The sequence below is a fragment of the Mucilaginibacter mallensis genome, assembly GCF_900105165.1.
GTDB lineage: Bacteria > Bacteroidota > Bacteroidia > Sphingobacteriales > Sphingobacteriaceae > Mucilaginibacter > Mucilaginibacter mallensis.
Map to the genome: position 1 here is coordinate 3,205,574 of NZ_LT629740.1, position 21,448 is coordinate 3,227,021.

Below are 21,448 nucleotides of genomic sequence, written 5' to 3' on the forward strand. Positions count from 1 at the left end.
ACTATAATTTAGCAGCATTACTGCATTTCAAACCCTGATATAATTAAACCATCCGCGTCAACAGCGGTTAATATCACTTTGTAATTTCCTGCATTTATACTACTGCCGGTTGTTATGCTAACCGCGCCCGATTTACCTTTTGTCAACGGCTTAAAACTTAATACTTCTGTTTTCATTATCGTGCCATCAGCAGCCTGTAACTGCATATTAACCGAATATGTTTTGGCGCTCGCGTTATAATATTTGAACCGCAAAGCATAGCTATCAGCCACACCGGGATTTATGCCTAATATTACTTTGCCGCCTGTCAATTGTGTAAAATGGATGATCTTTTTCTTATCCAATGTATCCTGCACTGCACCATCGCCTTGTATGAGAGCATTTGCTACGCCATAATTTACGCTTCGTTTCAGATCGGTAGCGGGTTCAAGAGTGGTAACCGGTAACACTGCTACTGTATATTTTTGTCCATCTTTATAAGCGCCTAAAACAACATTTGCATTGGATGCAAACCTCTTTTTATACAGTGCGAAATCAGTCCCGCCGTTCTCATCTGTTTGTATGGATAAACCTGTCGGCAAATAATCTTTTAGCCAACCTGGCCGGTTTTCAGGCTTAACATTCATGGCTACATAAACATCACTTGCGGCAGCAAGCGTAAAACTTGCCTCGGCTGATTTTGAAGTTGATGTTTTAATCCAGTCAGCGCCATACAAAGCAGGCGGCAACTCACTAAAGCGAATACCAACCCCCGCATAAACCTGCTGCCCTATATCCAGCCATGATTGTACAGACCAATTGGCTTGTTTATCGGTTTTCAACTCTTTTATTACCCCTCCCCTTGATGGTGCAGGTACAACTTTATGATCAAGTGTACTTATCGCGATAGCGGAAATAATAGCCTCACCAGACGCTATATGCGGGAAGGAAATTTGCAGTTGTCCGCCGGTTACGTGTACGGCAACTGTTTTTTTAAGGGCATTATCAGTACCTGTTTCTTTCCAGATATCCAAATTCTTAATTACGGTTTTATTGTTGACAGCTACATCAAACATACGCCAGCCGGCACAGTCCATCCCGCCACCTATGCCATACCAGGGCTCGGTAAAATATAGCTCAACTTTATAATTGCCATCGGGTACCGGGAAGCTATATTTAAGCTTATTCATCCCAAACCTGTACGATTGAAAAAGCGCTGCATCATCAGTTGATCTTATCGGATCAAAAGTGCGCTGCTGGCTTCCAAAGAATGCGGGCATACCGGCATAATCATCCGTCCACGAAGTTGAGCCCCATTTATTTTTGTTGGTTTGATGAGCATCCGCCATCCATAAATTACCTTGCTTGTCTCTGTAATCCGGTCCGCCGCAGTTAACGCGATATAGGTATTTATAGCCAACTGCGGGTTTTAAAATTGATGAATTTGCCTGCGTTAATAACTTTAAATGCGGTGCTTCAGGCAGATGATTTAAAATGATATAATCCTGCGCTACAGCCTTACCATTTACATAACCAACCGCATACAGAACATTATATTTAATATCAGCCCCATCCCATTGAAAATGTGTACCGATGCCCTGCCTTGTTTTTTTACCAAGCGAAACACTTTTAACATTATTAAACAGCTCAACTTCATCGCAGTTAGAATAAACACTAATACTATCCTTTTTACCCGGTTTAAGCCACCTATTTGGCCAGGTATGAGATACGATGTACACCATCGGTTCCTTCAACTTATCAGCGTAATTAGCACGGTACATGTAATAAGCGTCGAGTGGCTGCCCCCATACAGTGAACAAACCTTTGTAATTAACCGGGCCTACCCTGTCCAATTCACGTTCGCCTTCGCCGCCTTGTACCCTGCCGGGATTTTCGTGCGAATACAATAACCACATGAATTGCCCGGCCGCGTTTTGTTTGGCTGACTCGGCTAAACGCACTTTGGTTTCGAGCAATTGGCTCATGCGGTCCTCACTTAAAATATTGGTTTCATTGAATAGGCCTTCCGTATGCAGGTCAATACTGCGCCATGCGCCATATTCGCCTACCAAAATGTCTTTTTGCAGGTCTTGTGCATAATCCAATGGATTACCGCCATAGGTGCCCGACCAGTTTTGCGGCACGTCCCAATCGGTACCCTTGCCGCCATTACAGGTGGTTATTTTTCTTTGGGTGGATGCGGTGGGATCAAGACTGCAGATAATAGCTGAACACTCTTTCGCAAAATCTTCCGGCAGGCGACTTTCATTTTGCAATCCCCATAAAATTACTGACGGGCTGTTACGACGTTCCTTTACCCAATCGCGTAGTAAAGCTTTGTAATTCTCCCTGAACTCAGGGGTGTCATACCAAATATGAGCCGAATACTGCGGCCACCAGAGTATGCCCAGTTTATCCCAATATTTTTGATATTCCAAATTATGCGGCTGGTGCGCATCACGAAAAGCATTAAACCCTGCTGATCTCAATTGCATTACCCGCGCCTTAATTTCCTGGTTACTGAATGCCGCGCTGTTACCCATCATGTGTTCATATTCGGCAATACCGTTAATAAATATGGGTTTGCCGTTGAGGTAAAAACGATTATCGCCATTATTACGGTCAATAGGCCAACTGATCCAGCGGATACCGTAGGGAATTGATGTTTGGTCGGCTATCTTACCGTTAATGACCACTTGTGCTAAAACCGTGTACAAATACGGATCGACCAGCGACCATAAATGAACCAGCTTAATTTCTGACATGATCTGCTTAGTGATACTTGTTCCACCCGCAACAAGGTTTAATTCCGATTTACTTTGCGCGACTATATTTCCTTTTGCATCGATAAGTTTGTTTATAACAGTTGCTGTAACTGCTGTTGATGTATAATTCTTTACTTCGGTCTCTAAATTCAAGGTGGCTGATTGTTCTGAAACAGTGGTATCATTCCATACATGTATGCCAAAAGGTTCTATCCTTACGGGATCGGTAACTATTAAATGTACCGGCCTGAAAATACCCATCGGTTGCGAGCCTTCAGAAAAACCGGGATCATCCGAGCAACCGCCACAAACCCAGGGCAGGTCTTTAATAAATGCCGGGTGATCAGCGCGAACACATAACAAGTTATTGCCAGTTTTTATGGCATTGGTAACATCAATAGTAAAAGTGGTGCGCCCACCTGCATGGTAGCCAACCTGTGTACCATTCAGCCATACAGTTGCATATGATCCTACCCCTTCGAACCATAAAAAATAACGTTTACCTGCCTTGCGCTCGGTGATGGTAAATACTTTACGATACCAGGCATAGCCATGTAAATTACCGTGTTTTAAGCGACGATATCCTCCATAATTATCCCAGTTATGCGGCACATCAACCGTTAGCCAATTTTTATCGGGGAAGCTTGCTTTTTCAAAGCCTTTGTATGCGTTAATATCCCTCTCATTGGCAATGGTACGCCAATTGTTGTTCAATAATGTCTCCTGCCGGATATTTTGCTGCGCGATAACAGGTTTACCTATAAAAAGTAATAGTACAACCATAAAAAGCATAAAAACCAGCTGATGGCTCAGCCGGGATCTATAAGATCTATTTACTTTATGCTTCCTCATTATACTTTACTCAAAAAACCATTAAAATGGTATGTCTTATCCTTTTGTGTATTAAAAATGATCACCTTATCGTGGTAGCGAAGCTTGCAAATGCCGCCTGCTTTGGAGGTTACTTCTACATTTTTTAGCTGTCCCTTATCCCATTTAAAGCTCAGCACAAAACCACCACGGGCGCAGATGCCTTTTACATTACCATCAGGTAATGCCGATGGCAAGGCCGGTAATATTTCAATAGTGCTACCTTGACTTTGCAGAAGCATTTCCGCCAATCCGGCTGCGCCGCCAAAATTTCCGTCGATTTGGAATGGAGGGTGCGCATCGAATAAATTATGGTAAACGCCGCCTTTTTCCTTGCCTGAGCTTACATCAGCAGGTGAAAGCAGCATATCAAATAAACGCATGGCATGATCACCATCCTTTAACCGGGCCCATAAATTAACCTTCCAGGCGATGCTCCAACCTGTGCCTTCATCGCCCCGGTAAATTAACGACTGGCGGCCTGCTTTCATTAGTTCCGGCGTATCCCAGGTAATATCAGTCCCCGGATAAATACCCCACATGTGCGACACATGGCGGTGCGTATCGGCTGTGTCATCCTTATCTTCCATCCATTCCTGTAACTGCCCGTGACTTCCTATTTTGTTAGGTGCAATTTGCGCGTACATGGTTTTAAGCGTATCGCTAAACTTATAGTCGATGCCCAATACCGCAGCAGCTTGTATCGTATTTTTAAACAAGTCTCGAATGATCTGGTGATCCATAGTTGGGCCTGCAACCAATCCACCATGCTCCGGCGAGTTTGACGGTGTGCTGATGAGGTACCCGGTTTTAGGATCTTTAGTTAAGAAATGGACAAAGAATTCCGCTGCGCCCTTCATATCGGGATAAGCCCGGTTTTGCAGAAAAGCCTCATCCTTTGTAAACAAATAATGCTCCCATAACTGGTGACAAAGCCACGCACCACCACTTACCCAAATACCATGCGTTGATGAGTTTACAGGCGCGGTTCCGCGCCATAGGTCGGTGTTATGGTGCAATACCCAGCCGGGTGCGTCATAGTGTTCTTTGGCCGTGATCTTTCCGGCCTGCGCCAGGCCATCAACCATATTAAAGAATGGCTCACTGCATGCCGAAAGGTTCAGTTCTTCAGCCGGCCAGTAGTTCATTTCTAAATTGATATTGGTAGTAAATTTACTGCCCCATGGCGGTGTAAGCAAATCATTCCACAAGCCCTGTAAATTTGCCGGCTGACCACCTGAGCGGGATGACGAGATGAGCAAATAACGACCATATTGCACGTAAAGTGCTATCAAAGCCGGATCGGCAGTATTACTGAAAGCCAGTATTCGTTTATTGGTAGGTAATGTATCATTTGCAGTAGTGCCTAAATTGATAGCAAACTTGTTAAAGTAGCTTATATAATCCTTAATATGAGCAGTTTTTACATCAGAATAGTTTTTACCACTAAACTTAGCTATTGTATTTTTACAGATAGCATCCGGATCGCCTGATACATCTTTATAATTTTTAAAGCTGGTGGCAGCTGTTAAGTAAAGCGTTGCCTCATTAGCGTTGGTAATGGTAATGCTATTTGAATCTACATCAACTTTGCCTCCTGCCGCAACTGCGTGTAAGTAGCTCACGCCTTTTAGTACGCCATCGTTTACTTTGAGCGATAACGCCAATGTGCTATTATCAACTTTATAAATATTATAGGATCTTTGCAGCGTTTTAAGGAGTGCTTTAAAAGTGATGCTGCCAGGTTTGCTTGCGGTTAGATGTATAGCTATCACATGATCCGGAGCGCTTGCAAAATATTCACGAGAATAGGTAATACCGTCGGCATTATAGTTTACATGCGCTGTGGCTGTATTCAAATTAAGATCACGGGTATAATTGGATACCTGTTGTTTGGGGAATTGCAAATAAACATCGCCGAATGGTTGGTAATCGGCATTATAGCGTGGGTACGCAGGTGGCTCATCATTTTGCACCCAATACTTCCATACCGTCTTTAATATGATGCTGATTTGAGGTGCATCCTTTTGATAGATCGCCGGTTTTTCCTTTGCCGAAGTCAATCCCCCCTTATCATAAAAATTAAGCACCTGTATAGCAATTGTATTTTTGCCGGGATGCAGTAATCCTGCCGGGATAAGATATTTACGACTGGTTGTATTATTAGTTGTGCCTATCAGCTTGCCATTTACATAGGTAAAATCAATATCCCGAACACGACCAAGATCCAATTCTAAATCCTTATCAGCCATATTAGCAGGCAGATCAAAACTATTTCTCAACCAAACTGCGCCATCAAGCCCTTCAAAACCGGGGAATGTTTCCCAGCCATTTGCTTCGGGTTGGGTAATGAATTTCCATTTGCTGTTATCAAATTCAGCGGCTGACGCAGATGTATCCAAACGCATCTTTTTATACCATGCGATGGAATCCGCTGCATAAGTGAGCTCATGGCTCTTCATCCCCATAAAATGTTCCTGGGCAATAGATTCCGCTTCGGCTTGTTTGCCTTCAACCAACAGTTTGCGTATGATGGGTAGATATTTGGAAGCCCTTGCCCTTGCATAGACCCTTGGGCCGCCTGTCCATAATGTTTGCTCGTTAAACTGAATATGATCTTCATCAACCCTGCCAAATAACATGGCACCCATTTGCCCGTTACCAATGGGTAACGCATCGGTCCACTTTACGGCAGGCTGCTGATACCATAACTTTAAACCGGATTGGGAAAAAGATAATTGCGGATCACTTATCACCAATAGAATTCCGACCGCAATAAAGAATGCTTTAATGGCTGATATTTTTATTTTTCCTCTCATTTCAATCAGTTAAACAGCCATCTTAAATCCCTGATATTACCTTCATTACTTAAACCGGCATCATAAACCGGGATACGAGCGTTGTCTTCAACAAATCCTAAAATCAAGCACGCTCCCTTGCCTAAGCTTAGTGTGTTAGTGCCTGCCTTAAATGTGTAAGTATGCACATTAACCGGCGGCAAATCTTCGATTTGTATGGCATTGGCTATCTTAATATCGGCCTGACCGTAATCATTGGCGCTGGCATCGTTTTCCAATTGTGGCTCCTGCAGATATTGTGATGCCTTGCTGGCGAAATAGCCCACCAATACCTTTACCGGTTTTGCATTTGTAAAAGTTAACGTTGTTCCATCTGTTTCTTGTTTGGCCTTTATCATTTTAACGCCTTTTAATCCTATCATTTCAGGTGCTATATTTTTAATAATACCTGCTGAATCAGTATATGCTTTGCCGCCTGCTGTTAATTTATAAGTATCAGCCGTTAAGGCTACCGGCACATCAACCAATTGTATTTTCTCGGCTTGTTTTGCGGCAGCCTGCGGCGATTTTAGCGAGTCGATATTCTTCTTAAAATTTTTAAGCTCGCGCTGATAATAAGGCAGCAACTCAATCCAGGTTTTGTTTTTACCATCGTTACCGCCAACCGGGATTTTGCGCTGCTTGGTTTGCATGCTGTTGGCATACAGGTAACTATACTTGGTGAGATCAACCAGTTTCTGGTAATAATCCAGGCTGGTTTGCAATTCAGGTAAGGCTTTTTCAAGATCGCTTACATCATTAGAGTATTTGTAGCGCAAAACCAGCAAAGCCGCGTTTACTTTGTGTGCATAGCTGTTAGCCATGGCGTTGTAGCAATACATATCATTTTTAATGCGTTTGAACTCCGCTGTGTTTGCGGTTACGCCTTTTTCAGCCTCATCGATGGCTTCAACGGAATTATGGCCTTCTTCAATAATTTCATTAACCACTTGTACAGGAGTTTCACCAATATGCGGCTCGTGTTTCCACTCTTTGGCGGCGTATTCGCTCAGCATTTCACCTTCCGGGCCTTCGGAATTATAGAGCAATGTGAATAAGCCATATTTTTCAGGGTCGACCAATTGGCTCATCAGCATACCCAATGTCATGGTTTGGCGGTTACCATCGGTGATACCAAATCGTCTTAATATTTTTGGTGCTATCTCACCGGATTGCTCGTAGGCATCCAAAATATTTTTTCCCTGTTCGGCGCTGCAGCCATACATTTCAGCCAATTGCTGCGACCAGTATTTTACTTCATCTTTCCTGTCCCTGTGGCAATTCCATGAATAGCGTGCCCATTCCTTGTACCAGATCCAGTCCCTGTCCATTTCCAGTAATCGCGGCGAGGTATTATCGGCAGTATAAGGCCAATCCCAGTATGATGATTCCGGATAGATATGCAAGCCATTCGAGTGATATACATTGTGCATGGCCAGCACACATTTTTGTATAAAATCGGCCGAGCCATACCTGAATGGTTCCAGGTTGGCCAGGATGTGTACATTTTCAATCTGCACCGTACCAAGTTTACTTAATGTTTGATGCAATTGCGCCCATGGTCCATGTGGCGTATAGGTGGTTAATGCCTCACCGGTATACTTGGTCATGGTGTACAGGTTTTTATATAATGGCATGGCGTATTTCATATCCTCGGGCGCATCCGTATCATGCGAACGCAGCACTATTGGCGGCTCATCGGTTCGGCCCAAAGCTTTTAAACCATCCTTAACACCCGGAATGATGGTTTTTGTAAACCAGTCAATATCGTCCTGCCCCACACCTTCCATCGCTTCGCCTAAGGTGAGCATCAACCCCACATTTGGATATTTCTGCACAAATGCCGCGATGGATTTACGGGTATAATCAGCGATAATGGGTACGATATGACGGTTACGGTCCTGTGTTTTCAGGTGGTTATGATCAGCAAAAGGTTTGGATACGATGATGTTATAAAAGCCCTGTAATACCCATATGCCTCTTTTATCAGCCTCGCGGGTGAGGAAATTATACATATCCACATTCTTTTGATAGGTGGCTTCATCAACCTCCAAAGCATAAGGATAATCCTTTACTTTAACCAGGGATGCAAAGGGGTGCCCACTCCATAGGTACAAGGAATTCATGCGGTTTTGCGCCATTGAATCCAGGTAGCGGAGCCATAATGCCTTATCATAAAACCATGGGAAGTTTTCAGGAGTGTAAGGGTATTCATAAGTACCACGGCCCGGCAGAAGTTCCGGCTTTTGTACACCGATACAAGCACCACGCAATACCATTTCAGGCTGATCAACCAGACTAATCTTTACAGGCAATTTGTGATTGGCTTTTAGTTCATCCGCCAGTTCAAGGCAGCCATACATAGCACCTGAATTATCAGCACCTGCTATAATGATATTATTGGATGATGTATTGATGGCAAAGCCTTCTTTACCCGGAGCTTTTGTAAGACGGATATGCCCGGATGCGTATAAACTTTTAATTAAGGCATCTTTTAGCAACCCGACAATGATATTTTCATTATGGCTATTGATTACTGATTTAATACTTACAGCATACCCATCAGCTTTTAATTGCTGCTCCAGTTTTTGTGCTCCATATTTAACGCGCTCATGCGCTGAGGGGGAAATTACTATAGTGATAGTTTTTTTTGGCAATGTGCCTGCAGCATCACAAGCAAAAGCGCTCAGAAAAAGAGTGCAGCAAACAATTAAAAAATTAATCCTAAAACGACAGGCGGAACAACTCATTGATGATAAGATTGTGCAAATATTAAAAGCAATTACAAAAAGTTACAGCGTTTGATATACAACTGAACTTAGGTAAAATATAATTGATGGTTTTTACTAAACAGTCAAATCTATCCCTACTCGGTCAATAAATCCTGCTCGTTTTTTTCAATATATTGTACTATCTTATCATTAACGATTTTGTTACCGTATTCAGGATTTTAATGTAGTGGTTATGTGTTTTAATTCAGCACCGTGATATATGATCTTACCATCAGCATAAATAAAGAAACCGGCCCCATGATGGTATTTTGTACCGGTTTTATCCCACACAATACCAATAATATGACCATGATACGCCACATTGTCCAAACAAAACCAGACCCATTGATCCTGTGGTATCAGTGGGAAAACTTCCAGCACATTATCAGCACGTGGCTTTAATCCCACAAGATCATTTATCACCAAATCGCAAAAGCCTGAGTGGTTATAATAGCTACTCCGTGGGTTATCGCCTTTAAGCCAGTAACCAGTCTTTTCATCTTGGTACTCACCCAGATAAGGCACGCCACGTTTTATATGCGACATAGCGTATTTGTGAAATTCATCATAAAACACCTTGGCCGACATGTTATTTTGATTGGTGTAATTAGTCAATAAATTACCCAATGCCTTAAGCGTTTGCGTAGTGGCGAAAGGCCATACAGCACCGTCCCACTCGCAGCCATGCCCTGTCCCATGGGTACGGAATAAGGGGTGGCGTCTTTCAGCAGTGGTTATACCCCAAGGAGCATCAAAGCCTTTGGTATCCGTTAGCTGATCCCATTGTTCAGCATATTTTGCATTATCATCAGGCAAATTAAAATACCAGGGTATAAAACCCAGCTCTTCGCGTGCATTGGCAAATTTGCCATCGGGTTTCCTTACCTCGAAAAACTTGGCGCTGTCATCCCATAAACTATCTTGCACCAGCTTTTTAAGCTCCGTTGCCTTTTGCTGATATTTTGTTTGCAGGGTATTATTACCAACAAGAGTAGCCATTTTAGCTAATGCATTGGCGTTGCCATACATATAGCTATTGATGGTAGGCCGTATGTTTTTAACCTTTCTTCCCCCGCTGATGGATTCTTCCATCGCATCCTTTACATCAAACTGCCAGTATAATTTATCGGCTAGCTGATGTTCTTTTTCCCATTGGTTATAATCATTATTGAGTGCAGGCAGTGCTTGTTTTATGAATGCCTTATCCGGATTGGTCAGGTAAAAATTGTATACTGCGTCATCCATCCAACTGCTAAAGGCATGCAGGTGCGGTTTGGCTTGTTTTGGATCATCAAACAACCAGAAATTGATATAACCTTTAATATATTCCTGATCGCGCAACCAGCGTCCCTCGTATATCTGGTGCCCCAAAGCGCTGCTTACTGTATTATATTCGCCGGCCCAGTTTACATTGGTTATGAATTCAGTAAAAACAAAACCATCTGGCGTTTTAACCAGGTGTTTCCTGAACGTCCACCAGCGGTAATAATAGATCTTTTCAATAGCTGAATCAGGGCACTCGAAGAGCGGCACGTTAGCTGCCAGCCATTCATAAGCATGATCGTTAGTAATATAGTTTTTTACCGTTTCGGTATCAATGGAATTAAAATAACTAGTATACGACTTTAGCTTCTCTGTGCTAAGCAAATGCTTTTGGCCAAAGCAATAATTGCTTATTACCAATGTAAAAAACGCGAATACAATTAGCCCGATCTTCATCTTCTCTATCTTTCTATAATAATCAATCAGCCTCAACCATTGCTTTGATTACACCTGTAGCCGGGTCGAGCCATGCGCCAAATTCATCTTTTACCTGGCTAAAGCTGGTGCGGTGTGTAATGTATGTTTTAGCATCAATCAATTCTTTTTTCATGCAATCAATCACATATTCAAAGTCCTTACGGGTGGCATTACGACTGCTCATCAGGGTTGATTCCCGCTTATGAAACTCCGGGTGACTAAAGCTAAAAGCCTCTTTCTGTAAACCAATCAGCACATAGCGCCCGCCATGCGCTAAATAGTTAATCCCGTCATTTATGGCCCTTAAATTTCCTGTAGCGTCAATAACCACACTTGCCATATCGCCGTTGGTAATTGCCCTTACTTTTTCTACAGCGTTTTCTTTTAGTGGGTTTATGGTATGTTCGATGTTTAACTCATGTCTGCAAAATTCTAAACGATTATCGCTCACATCTATTACTATCACCTTTCCACCAGCTATGCGGGCAAACTCCATGGTTCCTAAACCAATCGGTCCCGCTCCCATTACCAAAACAAATTCGCCCGGTTTTACATCCGCCCGGCGCACACCGTGAGCTCCTATAGCCAATGGTTCTATTAAGGCCAGTTCGTCATAGCTTAAACCTGAGCCATGTACCAGCGAGTACGATGGCACACGCAAATATTCCACCATGCCGCCATCAATATGCACACCGCAAACCTTTATATTAACACAGCAATTCGGCTTGCCACTATGGCAGGCTATACAGGTACCGCAATTAAAATAAGGGATAAAGGTTACCGCTTCACCAATTGAAAAACCGGGTGTATTATCAAACTCTACCAATTCGCCAGATAACTCATGCCCTAAAATACGGGGATAAGTAAAATATGGCTGCGTACCGTTAAAAGCATGCAGATCGGTACCGCAAATACCAATACGCTTAATTTTTATAATGGCGGTATTTTTCATCAGTTCCGGTTTATCGCTGAATTTATATTCAAAGCTGCCCGGCGTAGTGCAAACTAAAGTGTTCATTAAGTTGATGATATTATAATTGGCTTATATAGCTACGGTAAATTTATAGGTATTTATCTTTAAAAACCAAGCACACAGTCCATATACGCTAAGATTGTATATCACCTAGAAAAAATCATATACAAAACCGCTTTAAGTAGTGCGCATATTTGAAACCAGGATATTAACCTAAATACCCCGGCTAAATTTATTAAAAACGGCAATTGCGCAAAATGATTTGCTCATGTGACCCTTTAACCAATATTATTATAAACTAAAAATGAAGAGAAAACTCATTGCTTTATCCATCCTGATGGGTGCATTAGGCAGTTATGAAACAGCACAAGCGCAGTACCCGCGTGTACCACCTGCTATGCAGAAAAAATCAGATTCAATATATGACATAGAGAAGCACCGCTCCGATCTGGCATTTGAAAAAGCCATGCCCGCTATACAAAAGGACGAGAAAAACGGCAAGCCATATATCCCATGGGCTGCAAAGCCGTCTGATCTGCCACAGGCTAAAATACCGGCATTCCCGGGTGCTGAAGGCGGTGGCATGTATTCATTTGGTGGCCGTGGTGGCAGGGTAATAGAAGTAACCAGTCTGGATGATTATGGACCGGGCTCCTTACGCGATGCCTGCGAACAAGGTGGCGCCCGTATTGTGGTATTTAATGTTGCCGGTATAATACATTTGAGTCAGCCTATCAGCATCAGGGCACCTTATATCACCATTGAAGGGCAGAGCGCTCCCGGTGATGGTATTTGTATAGCCGGTGAATCTGTTTGGGTTGATACGCATGATGTTGTGGTTCGATTTGTACGCTTCCGCAGAGGTGCAACGGATGTTACCCGCCGCGATGATGCCTTTGGTGGTAACCCGATAGGGAATATCATGATTGATCACGTATCAGGCAGCTGGGGACTGGATGAGGTAATGTCGATGTATCGCCACGTGTATAATCGCCAGGGTAGCAAAGGCGGTGATAAGTTGCCAACCGTGAACATCACCATGCAAAACTGTATGTATGCTGAAGGGCTGGATACTTATAACCACGCGTTCGGGAGCACACTTGGAGGTTTGAACAGTACATTTATACGTAACCTTTGGGCAAATAACATCAGTCGTAATCCATCGGTAGGTATGTATGGTGATTTTGGTTTTGCCAATAACGTAATCTTCAACTGGTGGGATCGCAGCGCCGATGGCGGTGATAACCAGTCGTTTTTCAACTTCATCAACAATTATTATAAACCGGGCCCTATTACTGATATTAAGAAACCAGTTGGCCACCGTATATTGAAACCTGAATCAGGAAGATCTCCTGAAAGCAGAGGTAAGTTTGGTAGCGTTTACGCTAATGGTAATATAATGGAAGGCGATGAAAAGGTAACGAAAGATAACTGGGATGGTGGCATCCAAATTGGTGATATGCCTGATGCGGGAAGATATACCGACAGCATCCGGGTAAATAAACCTTTCCCGATGGCGCCGATAACACTTATCTCAGCCAAACAAGCTTATGATTATGTTTTGGATAATGTGGGCTGTTTCCTGCCAAAAAGAGATCCGGTTGATACACGCATTATTAACGAAGTACGAACAGGCAAAATAGTTTATGTCGAAGGCACCGATAACAGCAACGGCAGCAAATGGGTTAAACACCGCTTACCTGATTCATCCTACAAAAAAGGAATTATTACCGACATAGCACAAGTTGGTGGCTATCCTGAATATAAAGGAACACCTTACAAGGACTCTGACCACGACGGTATGCCCGATGTCTATGAAATTAAACATGGCCTTAACCCCAATAATGCCGCTGATGCATCACTACCTGCAAAAAATGGGGGTGGCTATACCAATATCGAAGTTTACCTGAACAGCCTGGTGCCGCTTAATACAGTAATACCTGTTGGCTATAAAAAATAATTTTAAATCCACCCTAATAATAAAACCCCGGTATGCTATGCATCCGGGGTTTGTTTTGATATAGATTGGTTGGCTTATTGTATTTGAACAGTTCCTTCAAATGTTTTTTTCGTTTTTTGTGGTGAAAAGGAGGCCATAAATTCTTCGGCTTTTCTCACCATGTTTTCAGAGCCAATAAAGATCGGGGTGCGCTGGTGAAGCTCTTTAACATCAAGCTCTAAGATCCTTTTGTAGCCATCAGATGCAAAACCGCCCGCCTGCTCTATAATAAAAGCCATTGGGTTACATTCATACACCAAACGCAGTTTTCCTTTTATAGAACTTGCTGTGCTCGGGTAAATAAATATACCACCCTTTATCATGTTGCGGTGCAGATCGGCTACCATTGAGCCGGTATAACGCGAAGTATATGGCCTGTTGGTTGGCTTATCCTCCACCTGGCAGTATTTTATATACTTTTTTACCCCATCTGGGAAATGGGTATAGTAACCTTCGTTAATTGAATAGATAACACCATCTTTAGGGATAGCCATATCCGGATGGGATAAGCAGAACTCACCTATTGAAGGATCAAGCGTAAAGCCATTAACGCCTTTACCAGTGGTGTAAACCAGCATGGTTGATGAACCATAAATAATATACCCGGCAGCAACCTGCTCTGTGCCTTTTTGTAAAACATCATCCAGTGTTGCCTTACCATCAGTTGATTTTCTGCGGTATATGGAGAATATAGTTCCTACACCAACATTCACATCAATGTTTGAAGAACCATCCAAAGGATCAATTGCCACGATGTACTTGGCATCCTTTGAAATTTCTGAATCAATATAAATATGCTCATCATTTTCTTCTGAAACTACTATACAACATTCGCCGCCGCTTTGCAGGGCCGCTATGAATTGCTCGTTAGCATATACATCCAATTTCTTCTGCCCTTCACCTTGTACATTAGTGGTGCCTGCTTCGCCCAAAATATCAACCAGGCCTGCTTTATTAATCTCGCGGTTTACAATTTTCGCAGCAATGGCTAAGTCCCGTAATAATCTCGATAGCTCCCCTTTTGCATATGGAAAATCATTTTGCCTTTCAATAATAAATTGCCCTAAAGTTCTAACTGCTGTCATACGTAATGCTATTTGGTTTTAAATCAGGAATATCGCTGATCTGGTTATATCACCTAAGTTATATATTAAGTTGGATTATAATATCTTAACTTAAATACAAATGTATTGCTGCTATATTACAACATCAAACATTATGGCGGTAATATTTACTTAATCGTTATCGTAATACACATCATAAGTTAATAATACACAATATGAATAGCTTGTGGCTATATATAGATTTTTCAGCTCAAATAATCAGCATAACAAGTATTTTTAACTATAAATACCAATAAATATATGCGATGATAATATCCTATAATTACTTGCATAAATTATACAACACTCCTATCGCTTCGTCCAATACATTTGTTATTAAATAAATCTAAAAGCAATAATTTAAAGTGGTACCCCCTACAAGGCTTATACAGAACACTGCAACTATTCTGTAAAGTGATAATAATGCGCTACCGCTTTCAATAAAACTTAAACTGATAATTTAAAAATGCGGATACGCCGGGATGATATATGATTATAAACAATACACAAAACCTTTCTATAAACTTTCCCGGCAAACTGGTATTCGGTAATGGCTCGCTTTCAGGGCTGCCCGTTGAAATCATCGATGCCGGCTGCAAAAATGCTTTTATTGTAACTATTGAACCGTTACTACCTGCATTAAATGACTTTATAGCGCAGTTAACCGCCAACAATATTGTGGTTTCCACCAGTACAGCCATAGTACAAGAACCGTCTTTCAGCAATTTTGAAACCTTACTATCCGATGCCAAAATCATTAATCCCGACATTGTTATAGGCATTGGCGGTGGCAGTGTGCTGGATATAGCCAAACTTATTGCCGCACAAATAGATAACGACCAACCCCTGATTGAAATAGTGGGCATCGGCCTTTTAAAAGGCCGTAACATAAAGCTGGTATGTGTACCTGCTACATCAGGCACAGGCAGCGAGGTTTCGCCAAATGCTATTTTGGTTGATGACAGCGATAATCAGAAAAAGGGCATCATCAGTCCATACCTGGTTCCGGATATTGTGTATGTAGATCCTTTATTAACCATCAGCGTTCCACCTGCTATCACAGCGGCTACAGGGCTTGATGCCCTAACCCATTGCCTTGAAGCATATACCAACAGGTTTGCACAACCATTTATTGATATATACGCACTTGAAGGTATACGACTTATTGCTGCCAACCTGGTGCAAGCTGTAAAAAATGGTGCAGATGAAAACGCGCGTTACCAGGTTGCTATGGGCAGTTTATTGGGTGGCTTTTGTCTGGGGCCGGTTAATACAGCAGGTGTACATGCATTATCATACCCACTGGGCAGTACTTTTCATTTGGCGCATGGCCTCTCAAATGCATTGCTATTGCCTTATGTTATGGAATATAACATGGAGGCCTCGCTTAGCCGTTATGCCAATGTAGCCATTGCATTGGGCTGCAAAAGAGGCATAAACGACCACGAAACGGCAAAAATGGGCATAGAGAAAGTACGATCGTTGATTGCGGAGTGCAACGTACCGGCACAATTGCGGGATGTTGATATTCCTGCGGATGCCATACCCGAAATGGCTAAAGAAGCTTTAAAAATACAGCGGCTTTTAAAGAATAACCCCCGCCATATAAGCGAACAAGATGCTATACACATTTACAATGAAGCATACTAAAACAGCATGAACAATAAACAAAAATTTAAAGGTATTGTAGTTCCGGCTGTTACCCCACTTACTAAAGATTTTAAGCTGGATATTACTGCGCTTGAGAAAATGTTCCATAATTTTCACAAGCATAATGTTATGCCTTTTGTAAATGGCACAACCGGCGAATCCGCTTCATTACCTTTCAAACTAAAAAAAGACTACGTAATAGCTGCAAGCAAAATAAAATATCCGGGCGATATGCTATACTTCGGCATTTCAGCCAATTGTTTGGAAGAATCAGTAACACTGGCCAAAATTGGTTTCGACCATGGTGTTGATGCCGTAGCAGCTACCCTGCCCTCCTATTACAATCTATCGGACAGCCAAATGATACGGTATTTTGAGCAACTGGCTGAACAGGTTCCAGGGCCTATTATCATATACAATATTCCGGTCACCACAAGAATGTCAATCCCGCTGTATGTGATTGATGAATTAAGCGCTCATGAAAGGGTCATCGGCACAAAAGATTCAGAACGCAGCGATGAACGACTAAAGGAATCAATCAAATTATGGTCGGCGCGTGAAGATTTTTGTCACTTTTTGGGATGGGCACCAAAATCAACCGAAGCCCTGATAGATGGCAGCGATGGACTGATACCAAGCACCGGAAATATATGCCCGCATATTTATGAAGAGATGTATAAAGCAGTTAAAAATGGTGATAATGAACGAGCCTATAAGTTCCAGAAATTATCAGATATGATGGGCGATGTATATCAGAAAGGTAAGCTGCTGGGAGAGTCGTTATGGGCCTTAAAGGTATGTATGCATGAACTGGAACTTTGCGAAGAATTTGTTATGCCACCGCTCTACCCGTTAAACGACGAGGAAAGAAATAAAACACTTAAACACTTTCGCCATAACATGGAGAAGGAAAATTTACTGCTAAAAAACAGTACAAATGTTTGATAAACCAATTATAGGAATAACCATGGGCGATCCGGCGAGTATCGGGCCCGAGATAGCTGTTAAAGCATTACTCAATAAAGAAGTATATGACATTTGTAAACCCATACTTGTAGGTGATGCCGATGTATTTAATGATATTATTAAACGCCTGCATTTAGATGCGAAGATCAACCCTATCCAAAACGTTGAGGAAGCGAAATTTGAATTCGGCAATATAGATGTTTACGATCTGCAAAACGTAAAAATGAACAAGCTGGTGTTTGGCGAGGTATCGGCCATGGCAGGTAATGCGGCTTTCGGTGCGGTAAAAAAGGTGATAGATCTGGCTATGATGGGCGATATTGATGCTACCGTTACCGGACCTATCAACAAAAAATCAATTAACGAAGCAGGACACCACTTTGCAGGGCATACCGAGATATACGCGCACTTTACCAATACCCGTAAATACGCTATGCTATTGGTTGAAGACAATTTAAAGGTGATACACGTTTCAACCCATGTATCATTAAGGCAGGCCTGCGATCTGGTAAAAAAGGATCGAATATTGGAAGTTATTGAACTGCTATACAATGGACTCATCAGCCTGGGTGAAACCAACCTTAAAATTGGCATTGCGGGCCTTAACCCCCATGCCGGCGACAGTGGTTTATTCGGCACTGAAGATGCTGAGGAAATTTTACCGGCTGTTCAGGAAGCGTTATTACGCGGCTATAATGTTGACGGACCTATCCCACCGGATACCATGTTTGCAAAAGCGGCAACCGGCGCTTACGGCGGCGTTGTAGCCATGTACCATGATCAGGGGCATATACCGTTTAAACTTTCGGGCTTTCAGTGGGATGCTGAGAAGAAGCAAATGGCAAGCGTTAAAGGGGTGAATATTACGCTGGGGTTGCCGATCATACGTACCTCCGTTGACCATGGCACCGCATTTGAAATTGCAGGCAAAGGTATTGCCAGCGCAGATGCTATGTTGCTGGCCATTGAATCTGCCGTGCAGTTGAGCAGGTACAGGAAACAAATCATAGTTTAATGATTGTTGTTATTGCTGATGATTTAACGGGGGCTGCTGAACTTGGCGGAATAGGGCTAAGATATGATCTGACAGTAGAAATAATTACTGCCGTTAACACCGGATCAAAAGCCGATCTGTTGATCATTGCAACTGACACCCGTTCAATGCCCGAAGAGCAGGCTCTGAAAGAAATGGAAACAGTAACGGAAAAGCTAAAAGAGATTAATCCTGATACTATTTTCAAGAAGGTTGACTCTGTATTACGCGGACATGTGGTAAGTGAAATCAAAGTGCATTTACAAAAACTTGGGTTGGGGAAAGCATTATTAGTTCCCGCAAATCCTGCCTTTGGCCGAACAATAAGCAACGGCAGATATTTTATAAAAGACAAGCCTATTCATTTAACCAGCTTTGCACATGACCCCGAATTTGCAATTACCAGCAGCCGGGTGCAGCATATGCTAAGAGTTGATGAAAAGGAAATACACCTGCGTGGTATAACCGATCAATTACCTGATTATGGCATCCTGATAGGCGAATGCGGCACAACCGATGACTTGCATTACTGGGCAAGCAAAGCAGATGAAAATACTTTACTGGCCGGTGGCTCAGGGTTTTTCATTGCCTTACTTGAATCGTTAAAATTGAACGCACAAATTGAAGCAGATGTCAGCGTCACTGAACTCACCTACCCTGCATTATTTGTATGTGGCAGCACACATGATGAAAGCCGACAATCGATAAAAAAAATAAAAGAAAACAGCGGGTCGGTAAGTTATATGCCATGCGATATTATCAAAGCAGAGAACCCAGTTGACAGCCTTTTTGAAATTTGGGCCGATGAAATAGTTCACTTACTAAATAGCCATAAAAAAGCTATTATTGCCATTGATGAATACGCTACAAAGGGTATTACAATAACCGCCGCCGATTTACGTAATAAAAAGGCAAAAGTTGTTGCCAGGGTATTCCAGAAAATAGCTATAAAAGAACTTTTAGTAGAAGGCGGCTCAACAGGCGCAGCAATTATAAACCGATTAAAATTTAACAGTTTTTCCCCCGTAAAGGAACTTGGACCCGGTGTAATAAAAATGAAAGTTGATGCAATTGACGATCTTTTTCTAACATTAAAACCAGGCAGCTATAACTGGCCATCCTTTGTCTGGAATTTCTGATAAAACAACGCTTATAAAGAATGAATACAGCACACCTGCATATTCCTGACTATATTATTATTGTTGTTTTTTTATGTATTACCGTTTACTTCGGTTTCAGATTTTCAAAGGGACAAAACTCAACTCAAAGCTATTTTGCGGCTAATGGTAAGATCCCCTCATGGGCCATCGGCTTCTCTATATTAGCCACGCTCATCAGCAGCATAACCTTTCTGGCCTATCCCGGCGAAGGTTATTCATCCAACTGGATATTACTGGTACAGGGTTTAATGGTACCTATTGTACTGTTAACCATGATATGGTTTATTGTGCCTTTGTATAGAAAGGTTATCGGCTTAAGCACCTACGAATATTTCGAAAAGCGCTTTGGCTCATTTGCCCGGTATTATAGCTCGCTGGGTTTTGTACTCACCCACTTTTCCAAAATGGGGACAGTTTTTTTCCTGTTATCGCTCGCATTGGCTAATATGACTGGGGTTAATACCCTAATAATTATCTCCGTAATTGGCGTGGTGATCATTATCCTGGCATTATTAGGCGGTATTGAGGCTGTAATATGGCTGGATGTGATACAAGGATTCATGCTGTTCGGCTGCGGCATTGCCTGCCTTATTATCATACTTTATTCGGTAAATGGCGGCCCTGCTGAAGTATGGCATATTGCAAGTACAAACGGCCATACAGGATTTGGGCCTTACAATTTCGATTTTAAAAAACTCACCTTTATAGTAATGGCTATAAACGGCATCTTTTATGGCATCCAAAAATATGGAACCGACCAAACCATCGTGCAGCGTTATTTAACCGCCAAATCAGACAGGTCGGCAATTAAAGCCTCACTAATGGGTGTGTTTCTGCTGGTGCCGGTATGGGCTTTGTTTATGTTTATCGGCACCGCATTATTTGCCTATTATCACCAAAATCCGCTGCCTGCAGGTATGCGCCCGGATGCTATATTCCCTTATTTTATTGTAAGCAAGATCCCTACAGGCGTTGTAGGCTTGATTATTGCCGCACTGGTATCTGCCGCAGTATGCAGTTTGGGTGCCGATCTGAATTGTTTGGCTGCAGTTGGTGTTGAAGACTACTACAAACGCTTTTATCCTAACAAAACAGATAAAGAATACCTGAAAGCCGGGAAATGGATTGTTGTTTTTGCGGGAATTGGCTCACTATTAATAGCTGCCTTGTACCTGTCCGCAGGCAATGAAGGGGTTTTGGGTATTGTATTTACTTTATACGCCATATTCTCCGGTGGTATTGCGGGTATATTTTTATTGGGATTGTTCAGTTCGCGCGCTAACAGGCAGGGGGTTACTATAGGTATTATTGCCTGCATTGTATTTACAGGTTATGCTTTCCTTACTTCTACCAAAATCGGCACAGGGAGCCACAAGCTGTTATTGCTTGATCTTGGTAAATACAACTTCACGCACAATAAATTGATGCTGGGTGTTTACAGTCATTTTGTGGTAATAATTGTGGGCTATATAGCCAGTTTATCTTTCCCTAAGCCAGATATTGATAAAAAACTTTTATACAGCGGATGGCTCCATGCTAAAAGAAATAAGGAAATTGAAAATCCTGAATAAACAACTGTTTATTCAGGATTTTCAATCAAAA

Annotated in this window: 12 protein-coding genes; 6 read left to right on the plus strand and 6 right to left on the minus strand. The window is 42.3% G+C overall.

The features are described from left to right. Nucleotides 1-17: 17 nt before the first annotated feature. The 5 genes from BLU33_RS13065 to BLU33_RS13085 form a co-directional block, all read right to left on the minus strand. A complete protein-coding gene (locus BLU33_RS13065) occupies nucleotides 18-3,527 on the minus strand; it encodes a malectin domain-containing carbohydrate-binding protein (protein WP_232009269.1) in 3,510 nt (1,169 codons plus the stop codon). Nucleotides 3,528-3,595: 68 nt separating this feature from the next. Then, on the minus strand, nucleotides 3,596-6,433 hold the full coding sequence (locus BLU33_RS13070) for a glycoside hydrolase family 95 protein (RefSeq protein ID WP_091373444.1): 2,838 nt from the start codon (nucleotides 6,431-6,433) through the stop codon (nucleotides 3,596-3,598). A gap of 5 nt (nucleotides 6,434-6,438) precedes the next feature. Next, nucleotides 6,439-9,108 (minus strand): alpha-d-galacturonidase, encoded by a 2,670-nt coding sequence (locus tag BLU33_RS13075; protein WP_091373447.1) that lies wholly within the window; start codon nucleotides 9,106-9,108, stop codon nucleotides 6,439-6,441. Between the two features lie 285 nt (nucleotides 9,109-9,393). Next, nucleotides 9,394-10,941, minus strand: coding sequence for an MGH1-like glycoside hydrolase domain-containing protein (locus BLU33_RS13080; protein ID WP_091373450.1), 1,548 nt, complete (start codon nucleotides 10,939-10,941; stop codon nucleotides 9,394-9,396). Between the two features lie 22 nt (nucleotides 10,942-10,963). Beyond that, nucleotides 10,964-11,980: a zinc-binding alcohol dehydrogenase family protein gene (locus BLU33_RS13085; RefSeq protein WP_091373454.1), complete on the minus strand. Its 1,017-nt coding sequence runs from the start codon at nucleotides 11,978-11,980 to the stop codon at nucleotides 10,964-10,966. Nucleotides 11,981-12,239: 259 nt separating this feature from the next. On the opposite strand from BLU33_RS13085, the gene BLU33_RS13090 reads away from it, so the two are divergent. Then, nucleotides 12,240-13,895 carry a pectate lyase family protein gene (locus BLU33_RS13090; RefSeq protein ID WP_091373455.1) on the plus strand — a complete coding sequence of 552 codons (1,656 nt, stop codon included), beginning with the start codon at nucleotides 12,240-12,242 and terminating at the stop codon, nucleotides 13,893-13,895. Nucleotides 13,896-13,969: 74 nt separating this feature from the next. Here the strand turns inward: BLU33_RS13090 and fbp are convergent, their stop codons facing one another. Beyond that, nucleotides 13,970-15,019, minus strand: a complete 1,050-nt coding sequence (fbp, locus tag BLU33_RS13095; protein ID WP_091373458.1) for a class 1 fructose-bisphosphatase — start codon at nucleotides 15,017-15,019, stop codon at nucleotides 13,970-13,972. Nucleotides 15,020-15,526: 507 nt separating this feature from the next. Between fbp and BLU33_RS13100 the strand changes: the two genes are divergently transcribed. From BLU33_RS13100 to BLU33_RS13120, 5 genes are read left to right on the plus strand one after another with little or no spacing between them, the layout of a single operon-like run. Beyond that, nucleotides 15,527-16,687, plus strand: coding sequence for an iron-containing alcohol dehydrogenase (locus BLU33_RS13100; protein WP_091373460.1), 1,161 nt, complete (start codon nucleotides 15,527-15,529; stop codon nucleotides 16,685-16,687). Between the two features lie 6 nt (nucleotides 16,688-16,693). Beyond that, entirely contained in the window at nucleotides 16,694-17,632 is a 939-nt protein-coding gene (locus tag BLU33_RS13105) for a dihydrodipicolinate synthase family protein (RefSeq protein WP_091373462.1), read from the plus strand. Then, on the plus strand, nucleotides 17,625-18,668 hold the full coding sequence (gene pdxA / locus BLU33_RS13110) for a 4-hydroxythreonine-4-phosphate dehydrogenase PdxA (RefSeq protein ID WP_091373464.1): 1,044 nt from the start codon (nucleotides 17,625-17,627) through the stop codon (nucleotides 18,666-18,668). The genes BLU33_RS13105 and pdxA overlap by 8 nt, the downstream gene beginning before the upstream one ends. Then, nucleotides 18,668-19,825, plus strand: a complete 1,158-nt coding sequence (locus BLU33_RS13115; protein WP_091373467.1) for a four-carbon acid sugar kinase family protein — start codon at nucleotides 18,668-18,670, stop codon at nucleotides 19,823-19,825. The genes pdxA and BLU33_RS13115 overlap by 1 nt, the downstream gene beginning before the upstream one ends. A 20-nt stretch (nucleotides 19,826-19,845) precedes the next feature. Next, a complete protein-coding gene (locus BLU33_RS13120; protein WP_091373469.1) occupies nucleotides 19,846-21,417 on the plus strand; it encodes a sodium:solute symporter in 1,572 nt (523 codons plus the stop codon). Nucleotides 21,418-21,448: the final 31 nt, after the last annotated feature.